Annotated in this window: 13 protein-coding genes; 8 read left to right on the forward strand and 5 right to left on the reverse strand. The window is 42.5% G+C overall.

The genetic code is table 11. From position 1 onward, the window contains the following. Window positions 1-305 precede the first annotated feature (305 nt). The 3 genes from EXN75_RS01055 (at window position 306) to EXN75_RS01065 (ending at window position 3,333) form a co-directional block, all read left to right on the forward strand. Entirely contained in the window at window positions 306-1,595 is a 1,290-nt protein-coding gene (locus EXN75_RS01055; protein WP_134842460.1) for a hypothetical protein, read from the forward strand. Between the two features lie 14 nt (window positions 1,596-1,609). After that, window positions 1,610-2,671, forward strand: coding sequence for a YncE family protein (locus tag EXN75_RS01060; protein ID WP_233524605.1), 1,062 nt, complete (start codon window positions 1,610-1,612; stop codon window positions 2,669-2,671). Window positions 2,672-2,736: 65 nt separating this feature from the next. Next, entirely contained in the window at window positions 2,737-3,333 is a 597-nt protein-coding gene (locus EXN75_RS01065; RefSeq protein WP_187349061.1) for a hypothetical protein, read from the forward strand. Between the two features lie 298 nt (window positions 3,334-3,631). Here the strand turns inward: EXN75_RS01065 and EXN75_RS01070 are convergent, their stop codons facing one another. The 5 genes from EXN75_RS01070 to EXN75_RS01090 form a co-directional block, all read right to left on the reverse strand. Then, window positions 3,632-4,327: a tRNA 2-thiocytidine biosynthesis TtcA family protein gene (locus EXN75_RS01070; RefSeq protein ID WP_167639420.1), complete on the reverse strand. Its 696-nt coding sequence runs from the start codon at window positions 4,325-4,327 to the stop codon at window positions 3,632-3,634. Between the two features lie 101 nt (window positions 4,328-4,428). Then, window positions 4,429-5,964 carry a ribonuclease Y gene (gene rny, locus EXN75_RS01075; protein ID WP_118116166.1) on the reverse strand — a complete coding sequence of 512 codons (1,536 nt, stop codon included), beginning with the start codon at window positions 5,962-5,964 and terminating at the stop codon, window positions 4,429-4,431. 47 nt (window positions 5,965-6,011) lie between these two features. Beyond that, the gene (locus tag EXN75_RS01080) at window positions 6,012-6,314 is read right to left on the reverse strand and encodes a cell division protein ZapA (RefSeq protein ID WP_118116168.1); all 303 of its coding nucleotides are present in this window, start codon (window positions 6,312-6,314) and stop codon (window positions 6,012-6,014) included. A 13-nt stretch (window positions 6,315-6,327) separates the two neighbouring features. Next, window positions 6,328-6,621 carry a hypothetical protein gene (locus tag EXN75_RS01085; RefSeq protein WP_118116170.1) on the reverse strand — a complete coding sequence of 98 codons (294 nt, stop codon included), beginning with the start codon at window positions 6,619-6,621 and terminating at the stop codon, window positions 6,328-6,330. 92 nt (window positions 6,622-6,713) lie between these two features. Next, window positions 6,714-7,361: a hypothetical protein gene (locus tag EXN75_RS01090; RefSeq protein WP_118116172.1), complete on the reverse strand. Its 648-nt coding sequence runs from the start codon at window positions 7,359-7,361 to the stop codon at window positions 6,714-6,716. 239 nt (window positions 7,362-7,600) lie between these two features. Here EXN75_RS01090 and EXN75_RS18540 point away from each other — a divergent pair, with 239 nt between their 5' ends. Genes EXN75_RS18540 through EXN75_RS01110 form a run of 5 tightly spaced genes read left to right on the forward strand, consistent with a single transcriptional unit; the run spans window position 7,601 to window position 12,966 of the window. Beyond that, complete coding sequence (locus EXN75_RS18540; protein ID WP_342776588.1) at window positions 7,601-8,458, forward strand: Rossmann-fold NAD(P)-binding domain-containing protein; 858 nt, start codon at window positions 7,601-7,603, stop codon at window positions 8,456-8,458. Between the two features lie 60 nt (window positions 8,459-8,518). After that, the gene (locus EXN75_RS18545; RefSeq protein WP_342776589.1) at window positions 8,519-9,031 is read left to right on the forward strand and encodes a sugar transferase; all 513 of its coding nucleotides are present in this window, start codon (window positions 8,519-8,521) and stop codon (window positions 9,029-9,031) included. 17 nt (window positions 9,032-9,048) lie between these two features. Further along, window positions 9,049-9,924, forward strand: coding sequence for a glucose-1-phosphate thymidylyltransferase RfbA (gene rfbA, locus EXN75_RS01100; protein WP_118116176.1), 876 nt, complete (start codon window positions 9,049-9,051; stop codon window positions 9,922-9,924). A gap of 57 nt (window positions 9,925-9,981) precedes the next feature. After that, on the forward strand, window positions 9,982-12,528 hold the full coding sequence (locus tag EXN75_RS01105) for a GumC family protein (RefSeq protein ID WP_134842462.1): 2,547 nt from the start codon (window positions 9,982-9,984) through the stop codon (window positions 12,526-12,528). A 9-nt stretch (window positions 12,529-12,537) separates the two neighbouring features. Continuing rightward, window positions 12,538-12,966 (forward strand): BT0820 family HAD-type phosphatase, encoded by a 429-nt coding sequence (locus EXN75_RS01110; RefSeq protein ID WP_134842463.1) that lies wholly within the window; start codon window positions 12,538-12,540, stop codon window positions 12,964-12,966. The last annotated feature ends 6 nt before the right edge of the window (window positions 12,967-12,972 follow it).

The following is a 12,972-nucleotide window of genomic DNA, read 5'->3' on the forward strand; positions in this document are numbered from 1 at the left end:
TTACTAAAAAAAATTTTCTCACACGCGTTTACGTATAGTATAAAAAGTATAATAAAGTATATATATAACTATATATGGTATAGTATAAGGGCCATTTTCTTAAATCTATCCACCTAACTATCATGTACTTAGCATTCAACCTCTCGCTGAGAGTGTAGCTTCAGCCATCCCATCGATATGCTGATCCGGCGCTACGGACTAGACGAAATATCCTTCTAAATATTTGGAATTTTGAATTATTTTCAGTATCTTTGCAAGAAAATGTTTTAATGAAATAGTAAATGATTATACAGTAAAAACCCAAAATGAAGAAACAGAAAAAACATCGAAAGATTCCGGCTCTGGCAGCTAGTACTACGCTCGTGGCGGCGATGACCCTGATGGCATCCTGCTCCACAAACTACGAAGACAAGATTGTGTACAACGACATCCAGCAGCCATTCCAGCAGGACTTCAAGAAAGACACCGTGGTTTTCGACAAGCTGCCGGCTGAGTTCGCCAAGCACATCCTGAATCTATCCGACCCTTCAACGGAAATCGTAGGCAAGGCAGACTACACCTTCCAGACCAACAACCTGATCAGCGTGAAGAAATCGGCAGTGGGCGATTCGCTCGTCATCACCAGCTGGAGTGCGAAAACCGTCTCCAACGTCACCCTCGAGATGTATATCCCGGAGGCTGACGAGTATATCCCGGTGGCTTTTTTCGAAACCATTCCTGCTTTCTCCCGTTTCTCCTTCAAGCCATCCTTCATTGGCAGAAGAAACGTATGGAAGAAGGAAGGCGGAAATTTCGTGAGCTTCCTTTGTCCATATCTCGATATGAACCAGATGAAGGCACGACTCACCAGCGACGACGAGCACTTCAAGATGCTCCAGAAGATTGACGCCCAGTGGAACTGCAGCTTCTCCAATTTCGGATGGACTCCTACCGTAGGTGAATCGCACAACTTCCGCGAGATGAGACCTATCTATGCCCGCGAATGGGTGGTGATACTCACCAACTATGCCTATATGATGACCACCCCAGAGTACAAGTACGTGTTGGCGAACTTCAAGAAGGTGATGGGCGGCGACCTCTACGACAACGAAAAGGTACCATTCACAGCCGAAAAGTATCAGAGCGAGATAGAGAGATTCAAGGCTAAGAAGAACTTCGTGCTCGGACAGACCTCACCTGCCTATGGCGGCCTGGGCGGCGGTGCCACCTGGGGCATTACCGACTGGAACTTCTACGGCCATTATGCATCCTTCAGCGGATGGGAGTCGATCACCCACGAGTTCATGCACTGCATGGATTACGGTCACAACAGTAACATGACCTATGCGGCAAAGACTCCGGAAGGCGTGAACGTAGGTTGGACAGAGTTCATCTGGCAGCTGCACATGTGGTTGAGCAAGAAGGGCGACCTGCCATATACCGACCGCAACCTGCTGGGTTTCCACAAACCGGAGAATGCGCAGTATCGTGACTGCGCCATCATGGAGATTTTCCAGGATGATGCCGTATTGCAGAAGAACATCGATAATTTTTACAAGAAGAGCCGACTCGTGAAGTACTTCACCGAGAACCCACTCAAGGACAACAAAAAGTAAGGAGGAAAGAGAAAATGAGAAAAGACGTAATGATGATAAGCGCAGGACTGATGATGATGGCAATGGCATCCTGCAACCAGACAGAATATAGAGAGATTACAGAAGACCGTGTAGTGTCGCAGCCGGTGGATACCATCAAGGTGGCAGACCACTTCTACCTGGACGGCTATCTCTCGCGCACATCCGAGGACATCGGAGGCCGACAGCTGAATGCCGTAAATCTCTTCAGCGATGGCGAAGAGCTGTATGTAGCCAACTTTGCCGGCAAATGCATCGACGTATTCGATGCCGAAACCCTGGGTCTGAAGCGCAGCATGAGCAATGGCGACCGCACCCTGGCTAGGGATGTATATGCCGAGGGCGACCACCTCTTCGTGGCAGCCGGCGACAGCCGTGAGGTGCAGATCTTCGAGAAGAAGACGGGCAAGTATCTCAGCCGTCTGGGCACCGGCTCCTGGCCAGCCAGCAATGTTTCCTGGGCAGGATGCGTCTGCGCCACCCCTCGTCTGGTGTTCGTAAGAGACTCTAAGGAGACCAATATCAGAGTATTCGACCGCAACGCTATCAACCTGGGTGCTGCCAACAACAACAATGTGTATGCCAAGCTGGCTACAGACAGTTATTTCATCGGCAGCAAGTTTGAGCCGCAGTCAGAATCCTACGATATGGAAGCGATAGGCGATTCGCTCTACAGTTTCATCCCTCGTACAGGTACCATCTATTCCTGGAAGGTACAGGACATCATCGAGAAGAAGAACGATGCGCCAGCCAAGATTACCCAGAACGCAACAGAGAAAATCCGTTCCATTTCGAAGACCGACGACAAGGAGAAGTTCTTCGTATCGATGGAGAAGGACGGCAAGATGCAGCTGGCAGAATACACTCTGGCTGATATCCAGAAGCGCAACTTCTCTCAGCCAACCCGCAGCTTTGCGAGCGACAGCCGTGTGAGCCTGCCATCCCAGACCATCGTAACCTACCAGAAGGAGAAGCTGATCCTGACCAACGGCACTAAGCTCGACCGCTGGGAGATCCGCAACAATCCATCCTACGAGATCCAGCCTCGCAAGAAGTAAGCGAAGCATTCTCAAAATACAGAAATCCCCCATCCTGCCTTCTCAAGCCGGATGGGGGGGCTTATGTGATAAGTAAACCTAAAAAAACAAAAGCAAGTATCAATCCATTAGGGGTTGATATTTATATTTATAGATATATGATATCTTTGAATCTTCGAATCAAAACTCTACCGGCTACTGCCTGGGGGCTGGGGATAACATATCCCCAAAGCATAAAGAGGTTAGGACATTTTTTAACGGCGGATAACATATCCGCCGGGACGCTTAACGGAGGACGGGCATATCCGGCGCTATGGAAATACACTCGATCGATAGAGCCTGCATTCAACTGTCGATTACACTCCATCCTCTTACACGAACTATTGCTGTCTGAGGGTATTGTAAACCGCTTTGTAACTTGTCAACCCGCAGATTCCGAGGATTCCGACTGCCATGTTGTTAACCTGGTGTGGCTGCCAGAATTACAGAAATGGGCTATGCTAGACTCGGATATGAAAGCTTGGGCAGAAGATGAAAAAGGCACTCCACTTTCTCTTACAGAAATGCGTGAGCGATATATTGACGGCAGAGAAATCGTTTACCGTCCTCTCTTGAATTCAGATAATGATTTTGTTTATTACAGGGCATATTGGGCAAAAAACTTATACAGGTTTGATACTTGAGAGACAACAGGCTATGGTCGCGAAGATAATAATCCTGCTTATCGAAACAATAATCGCCATATCGTGCTTGTTCCTTCTGGATTCAAAGGTTTTGAACTTCCCGACCATTCAGTACTGACAACAGATACTTCACGTTTCTGGGCAGCTCCCCAAAATTAGTAACTGCCATTTACTAGATCTACCCCAGGAACAAATACAATAGGCTTCGATGGCAAATGAAGCCTATTTCATTGGCTAACGAAAGTAGTTTCATGAGCACATGAAACTACTTTCGTTTTTATTGCTTCTTCTACAATAGTTATATCATAAAAACGGAGCGCCAAAGACTGTAGCGGGCTTCGGGGTTCATCTGCTCCAACTGCTGGAAAATAGCCTGCATATCAGCTCGACGAGTAGTCTCTTCGTAAGGACACAATGTTTTCTGTTTGCTGAAATGTAATTCCTCAGCAACCAGCCTTATATCAGCTTCATGAACCAGACAGAGAGGACGGATAATAGTTAGCGGATAATGCTTTAAAGAAAGACTTGGTTGCATCGTGGAATGTGAACCCTCGAAGGTGATATTCATCAGCAGGGTAACGAGGATATCATCCATGTGATGACCCAGAGCTACCTTGTTAAACCCTTGGCTCACCGCAAACTCGAAGAGCGTCTTGCGGCGGTTCCAGGCACAGAGGAAGCAACGGGTCTTGCGGGGGTCGGTGGATTCATCGAAGGAACTATGCAGGATATGGAGCTTGATGCCATTCTCTGCACAGAATGCCTGGAGATAAGAACGGTCGGTTTCGTAAGGAATGTTATCCATGATGATATGCGCCGCCTCTACCTCAATATGCGGCTTAAAAATACGAGAACGTTGTGCAAGTAAACGAACAAGTTCCAGAGAATCCTTTCCACCACTCAAAGCAATCAGAATGCGATCACCATCTTCCAGAAGATGATAATCCACACAACCTTTATTGAACTGTTTTAAAACCTTACGTTCCACCTTCATAACTTCAAATTTAATAAGATGTAAATGACCAATTAAGATATAAAAAGCCGCTGCCCAAAAGAACAGCGGCTTTGTATCTTACTCAATATACTTAGCTTTTATTATTTAGCATAAGCAACGCTACGAACCTCACGGATGACAGTAATCTTCACCTGACCAGGATATGTCATCTCATTCTGAATCTTGGTTGCAATCTCATCAGAAAGTTTTGTGCTCTCGTCATCAGACATCTTGTCTGCACCCACAATCACACGAAGTTCTCGACCAGCCTGAATAGCGTAAGTCTTGGTTACACCAGGATAGCTCATTGCGATAGCTTCAAGATCATTCAGACGCTTGATATAAGCCTCTACAATCTCACGACGGGCACCAGGACGGGCACCAGAGATGGCATCACAGACCTGAACAATAGGAGCCAAGAGCGTATTCATCTCCATCTCATCGTGGTGAGCGCCGATGGCATTGCAGATATCTGGCTTTTCCTTAAACTTCTCAGCAATCTTGGCACCATACAAAGCGTGTGGCAATTCACTCTCCTCATCAGGCACCTTACCAATATCATGTAAGAGTCCAGCACGCTTAGCCTTCTTTGGATTCAATCCCAACTCTGAAGCCATGACAGCACAGAGGTTAGCAGTTTCACGCGCATGCTGTAAGAGGTTCTGTCCGTATGAAGAACGATACTTCATCTTACCGATAATACGAATCAACTCTGGATGCAAGCCATGAATACCGAGGTCGATAGCAGTACGTTTACCTGTTTCGATAATCTCATTCTCCAACTGCTTCTTCACCTTAGCCACAACTTCCTCAATACGAGCAGGATGAATACGTCCATCAGCTACCAACTGGTGGAGAGCCAAGCGACAAACTTCACGACGGATTGGATCGAAAGCTGAAATAACGATAGCCTCAGGAGTATCATCAACAACAATTTCAACACCAGTAGCTGCCTCTAAGGCACGGATATTACGACCTTCACGACCGATAATACGTCCCTTCACCTCATCATTATCAATATGGAAGACACTAACGGAATTCTCTATAGCAGTTTCCGTAGCCACACGCTGGATGGTCTGGATTACAATCTTCTTAGCCTGCTGGTTGGCATTCAGTTTAGCATCATCCATGATTTCATTGATATAACTTGCAGCATCCAGTTTAGCCTGATCTTTCAGACTTTCTACCAGTCGCTGTTTCGCTTCCTCAGCACTCAAACCAGAGAGTTCCTCCAGTTTAGCCTGCTCCATCTTCTGCATTTTCTCGAGTTCCTGCTGCTTGACGGTGAGGAGTTTTTTCTCATTGTCAATACGCTGCTGGTTCTGCTCCACTTCCTGTTTGCGACGACCCAGTTCTTCCTGGCGCTGATTGAGAGAAATCTCACGCTGCTTGAGTTTGTTTTCACTCTGCTGGATACGGGAATTACGCTGCTGTACTTCCTTCTCCAACTCAGCCTTCTTATTCAGGAATTTTTCCTTTACCTCAAGAAGCTTTTTCTCTTTAACTACCTCAGCCTCTTTATTGGCTGCTTCTATCATTTCATTATATTTTCCCTTAATAACATAACGGAAAATGAAAAACCCTGCAGCTCCACCTAAGATAAGAGCCACAAGAGCGGCGATAATTATTTCTACCATTATTATTATATTAATATGTATTTATAGAACATTCTACCTAACATGCATCATGATTTTAATGCATCTTCTATTTCGGCAGTCAGCTTTTTGAGAAGATCATCATAAGGTTCAGTATCATTGCGCCCAACCTCTTTTTCATATCTCAAGGCAATATCAATAAGCGCCATATAGAGGATTTCCTTGTCGCTTTTTCTTCCCTTGAAAATTTTATTATATGAATTGACAATATCATCAATCAGTTTTCCAGACTTACGATAATATTCCTCATCCTCTCTGGGAATTCTCACAGAGAGGTCTGTGTCATAGACATGTAATCTAATCAATAATTTCTCTTCACCTTGATCTGCCATAACGCTTATAGTTTTACTGATCACTCAATAACGTGATACATTTGTTAACATCCCTGATAAGTTTAGCTATACGTTTTTGCGTAGCTTCCATATCCGTATCAGAAATCGTCATCATCTTAGCCATTTTGAGACTATTGTAATCATGCTCAGACTGAGATAACTTATCCTCCAACTGTTTGATTTTTGCATCACGCTCATCCACCATAGAGTATAGTTCAGCATTCTCCTTTTTGAGTTCTTCAAACTGGAGAATCATCTGCCTTACTCTTGTAGCAAACGTATTGATGTTTTTCTCATTAGCACTCATTACACTTCTTTTTTGGCTACAAATATAAAGGAATAATTTGAAAAGAACAAATATTCCTCTATATTTTTATTAAATTTAATGAAAAAGCGGGATTACTTACCCATTTTAGCCTTGGCTTTTTCCACATCTTCATCAGAAGGGCGTGGTTCTTTCTTAGCCAACATGACTACTTGGTAAGTAAAATCAGTTACCCACTTCTGGCTGAATCCCAAACGTTGGTTCAACTGTCTCAACTGTGCCACAGTCTTCAAGACACTGGCATCATTGAAATCATTTTTGTTGAAAATATCATTTACCGTTTTTTGAGTCATGTTGTATAATGCTTTCTTCATGAAAGAAGGCAAACGTAACTTAAACTTCATCAAGTTTCCCATCAACATCATCAAATCCTGTGTAAATGTTTGGAACTGAATCAGATAAACATTGACATCCTGCAATTTGCGGCAATTCTTACGAATACTTTGGTCTATTTCCTTGAAATAATCCTCTTCAGTTCCATAGACGCCCTTCATCATCTTCTTCACATGAGCTTTTTCGCCAATACCTAAACGATTATTGACTGTAGGAACATGGAAGGTATTTTTGAAAACACGGAGGTCTGGAAGCATTGCCAAATTGGTGATACCTAATTGAGAAGCCAAGGCTGCCTGGAAATAAACACGCACCAAGGTCATGTAATCTTCCATTCCTCCAACCTTTTCTTCATTTTTATGACCGAATAATTTTGAAAATATTCCCATTTCTTATTCTTTTAAACTTTTAAATTTTCAATTGATTTACTAATTTGTTCTGCAAAAATACAATAAAATCGCAAAATATCAAAATTCAAGGCTTCTTTTTTGCAATAATCTGAAATAATTGTGTCTAAAAACAAAGTTTTAACCATAAATGTTTCAAAATATGAAAAAAAAATGCTAACTTTGCGCACGTTTAAATGATGCATCTTTTAACTTATCAATAAAAGAAATACCACATTCACATGAAAGAAGCTTATAAAGGTAGTGATTTAGTGAGATGGTTAGTAATAGTCGCAGACTTTATCATTCTCAACTTTGTTCTTTTTCTGGCTATCAACTGGGATAAGATCTCAGTTCCAATAGTCTTTTTCCATGCAAGCAAGATATGTTATTTTGTAGCTAACGTTTCACTTTTCTTAGGTGAACTACTCTTCGCGTCCATTATCCACGTTCGTAAGGTAAGGTTTATACAGGTATTGGGCAGAACTTTCAAATTGATTTTCGCCACGATACTTATCTTCAATATTACCATGTCCTATTTGCTGAAGGGTGGCTACGACTTAATCAAATTCTGCATCTATTTTGCAGTTGCTACATACATCTGCTTAATACTCTCCCGATATATAGAATTAAGCATTCTCAAATATTACAGATCAAGAGGTAGAAACATCAAAACAGTTTTATTTATCGGAAACGATCCTGCTGTCATAGAAATGTACAATACGCTGATGGAAGACCCATCTGCCGGATATCGTGTACACGGATATTATGCAAATGAGCCAATAGCTAATGCTCCTAAAGAGTTTAAATGGCTGGGGGATATGCAACACCTCAATAAGGTGATGGCAGAAAGCATCAATAATACCATCAATGGTATTCCAAGTAATATTGAAGAACTCTTCTGTTGCTTATCTCATGATTACTCCAATGAGATAGTACGTATCATGCAGTTCTGTGACAAGAACGTTATTCACTTTTATTATATGCCACGCCAATTTGGAGAATACAGTTTGCACCTGGACCCACAACTCTATCTTGGGAAAAGTGTATTTACCAATCGACGTGAGCCTTTGGCGAAATTAGGCAACAGAGTTATTTAACGCAGTTTTGATATTGCTGTAAGTTCCATCATCAGTCTTTGTTTCTTACCATTCTTACCTATCATAGCTATCATCATCAAGATACAGAGTCCTGGACCGATATTTTTCCGACAGGCAAGAACCGGGCTCAACGGCAATACATTCCAATGTCTGAAGTTTCGTTCCATGCATGTCAATAAGGATGCAGATACAGTTCAAGCTACCGAAAATGACCCAAGGAAGTTTGCTTTCGGAAACTTTATGAGAAAATCCAACATAGATGAATTCCCACAATTTTTCAATGTACTCAAGGGAGACATGAGCATCGTTGGACCACGTCCTCACATGCTGCATCATACAGAAATCTACGGTTCAATCATCGACAAATACATGGTACGTCACTTCTCCAAGCCAGGAATTACAGGATGGGCACAAGTAACAGGTTTCCGCGGTGAGACCAAAGAGCTTTGGCAGATGGAAGAAAGAATAAAAAGAGATATATGGTATATTGAAAATTGGTCGTTCTGGTTGGATTTGCGCATTATCTACCTGACAGCCAAGAGTATAATCATACACGATAAGAATGCTTATTAATAAAATCACATAAAAATATGAAAGGTATTGTATTAGCAGGTGGATCAGGCACTCGCCTTTACCCCATCACAAAAGGTATCAGCAAACAGTTGATTCCTATTTTTGACAAACCGATGATTTACTATCCGGTTTCAGTCTTGATGCTTGCCGGTATCAAGGAAATCCTGATTATCTCCACCCCATTCGACTTACCTGGGTTCCGCAGATTATTAGGTGACGGCAGCGAACTTGGCGTTCATTTCGAATATGCAGAACAACCTTCACCTGATGGATTGGCTCAAGCTTTCATCATTGGTGAGAAATTTATTGGAAATGATAATGTCTGCCTGGTTTTAGGAGACAACATTTTCTATGGTGCCGGATTTACAGGTCTTCTCAAAGATAGTGTCAAGGCTGCCGAAAATGGTCAGGCCAGCGTTTTTGGCTACTACGTGAACGACCCAGAAAGATATGGAGTTGCCGAATTTGATAAAGATGGTAACTGTCTCAGCATTGAAGAAAAACCTGCTGAACCTAAGAGCAACTATGCGGTAGTGGGTCTGTATTTCTATCCTAACAGCGTGGTAGAAATCGCCAAGAACATCAAGCCAAGTGCTCGTGGAGAACTTGAAATAACTACAGTGAACCAAGAATATCTCAAGCAAAAGGTACTAAAGGTAAGAACTTTACAGCGTGGATTTGCATGGCTTGATACCGGAACGCATGATAGCCTTTCAGAAGCCAGCACATTTATTGAGGTCATCGAAAAGCGACAGGGGTTGAAAGTTGCATGCCTGGAAGAAATTGCATTCAAACAGGGATGGATTAACGCAGAACAACTCAAGGAATTAGCCAAACCAATGCTCAAAAATGGTTATGGACAATATTTGATGGAATTGGCCACTACTAAATAGGCAAATTGTATAAGAAGAGATAATACATATTATATAATAATAAACGACATTTGAATAATGGAAGAAAACAAGAACTTAGAAATGGAGAGTATCCAGGAGAACGAGGAGAAGTCAAGTTTTGACTTTGCCACTATCTACACCGTTCTCATACTCAACTGGAAGTGGTTTGTACTCTCCCTTATCATCTGTATGGGTGCAGCCCACATATATTTGCGCTATGCCACGCCAATATACCAATCTGCAGCCAAACTCTTGATCAAGGATGACGAAGGCTCAGGCAGCCGTAGAGGTGGTAATTCTATCCAGAGTGCCACAAATTTGGGTATCATATCAAACTCCAATGGTATTGATAACGAGATGGAAATCTTGAAGTCAAGAACCCTGGCACAACAGGCTGTCTATGACTTGAAACTTTATGTGAATTACAGACATGAAGGCAAGTTGAAAGACCATATACTTTATGGTGATCAGGAAGTCAACATTGATATGGACTTGGAGCATTTGAAAAAGTTGAATGCACCAATGAACTTCAAGATTACAAGAGAAGGAAGAAACTATCATGTAACGGGTTCATACTATGTTCCTATTGATAATAACTCATTCAACCCAGGAGCAGTCAATATCGACAAGACTTTCTCTGCACTTCCTGCTACTATCGGTACAAGAGTGGGTGTTGTAAGATTCACACAAAACGGCAACTATATGTTGCGAGATGGCGAATCACTCAAAGCTACCATGATTGCTCCAGAGATTGCTGCAGGCAAATATGTAGGAAGCCTAAACGTAACACAGACCTCAAAGACTACTACAATTGTCGATTTGGTGCTGAACGATGAAATTCCACAAAGAGCTATTGATTATCTGAAGCAGTTGGCTATCGTATATAACAGACAAGCTAACGAAGACAAGAACGAAATTGCAGTACGTACAGAGCAGTTTATCAATCAACGATTGGAGAAAATCAACGCTGAACTGGGTAGTACAGAAGGTCAGTTGGAAAATTACAAGAAACGTAACAACATGGTTGAGTTGAAGATGAATGCATCTCAAGCTGTTTCAAACGCAGACCAATATGCCCAAAAGTTGAGCGAAGCTAATACACAGTTGGCTCTGTTGGACGAATTAACTAAATACATGAATGAGCCAAGCAACCGTCACCAGCCAATTCCATCAAATGTAGGTTTGTCTGATGCAAGTGCTACTTCCCTCATCAACGAGTATAACAGAATTGCCTTGCAGCGCAATCAGTTACTCCACAGTGCAAGTGAGAATTCTCCTACGGTAACACCACTGACAGCTCAGTTGGATGATCTGAATTCATCTATCAAACGTGCAATGACACAAGCCCGTGCAGGTTTGAGAATTCAACGTAATAGTATTGCAGCTCAAGCAGGCAAGTATGAAGGACAAATCAACAACACTCCAGAACAAGAGCGTATGTTGACCCAGATTGGTCGCCAGCAGGAAGTAAAATCAGGTTTGTATCTGATGTTGCTCCAGAAGCGTGAGGAAAACTCTATTTCATTGGCAGCTACTGCAGATAAGGGTAAGCTGATTGATACCCCTGTGTTTGCAGGTAAGGTAACACCTAAGAATTCTATGATTATGCTGATCGCATTGATTCTTGGTTTGGCTATCCCAGCAGGTATCCTCTTCCTCTTGGAATTCTTCCGCTACAAGATTGAAGGACACAACGATGTTGCAAAATTGACAAACTTGCCTATCATCGCTGATGTTGCCATCGCAAGTGAACGAGCTAAGACCAAAGCTGATATCGTAGTACATGAGAATAAGAACAACTTGATGGAGGAAATCTTCCGTAGTTTACGTACTAACCTGCAGTTCTTACTCAAACAACATGACAAGGTAATTATGTTTACTTCTACCACATCAGGTGAAGGTAAAACATTCATTGCTTCGAATGTAGCTATCAGTTTCGCTCTCCTTGGCAAGAAGGTGGTATTGGTTGGTCTGGATATCCGTAAGCCTCGTCTGGCAGAATTATTCGAGATTAACGATCATCATCATGGCATTACTAATTTGCTCGTAAAAGACGAAGTAAACTGGAGCGACGTAAAAGAACAGATTATCCCTTCTGGTATTAATGACAAATTGGATATCCTCATGGCAGGTCCTGTTCCTCCTAACCCTGGTGAATTGGTAACAAGAGAAAGCCTCGAACAAACTATGGAGCAGTTGAAAGAGCACTATGATTATATCTTAATCGATACAGCTCCAGTAGGTCTTGTAACTGATACATTGGCATTGGGCCGCATCTCAAATGCTACAGTTTATGTTTGTCGTGCAGACTTCACCCAGAAGGCAAGTTTTGGTCTCATCAACAGCTTGAGCATGGAGAAGAAATTGCCAAATATGAGCATTGTACTCAATGGCGTTGACTTATCTAAGAAGAAGTATGGCTACTATTACGGATATGGTAAGTACGGAAAGTACGGAAAATATGGTAATTACGGCATGTACGGCAGCAAGGGCAAATATGGCTACAAGAGCTACGGCTATGGAAGCTACGGTTCATATGGTAGCTATGGTAATTACAGCAAGAGTCATTATGGCGATATCAATGACGACAGCGTAAAGAAATAAATGTAAAGAATGGCAACAATCGCAGTTGATTTCGATGGCACAATTGTAACTCATGAATACCCAAAGATTGGTACCGAGATACCATTTGCCATCGAAACCTTAAAAATGTTGATTAGAGACCATCACCGCTTAATCCTGTGGAGTGTCCGAGAAGGATATCTCCTGCAGGAAGCAGTTGACTGGTGTAAAGAGAGAGGAGTAGAATTCTGGGCTGTAAACAAGGACTATCCTGAAGAAAGTTTAGAAAACAACAATCACTTCTCAAGAAAACTGAAAGCTGACTATTTCATTGATGACAGAAATATAGGTGGACTTCCCGACTGGGGGCAAATTTACCAGATAATAAGCCAGGGAAAGAGCTATAGAACCATCATTAAAGAAAGCATGGGAGCGGGCCAAGAGCCACCTAAGAAAAAGCATTGGTGGAATCGAGGATAAATAATA

The organism is Segatella hominis (assembly GCF_004535825.1).
Lineage (GTDB): Bacteria > Bacteroidota > Bacteroidia > Bacteroidales > Bacteroidaceae > Prevotella > Prevotella hominis.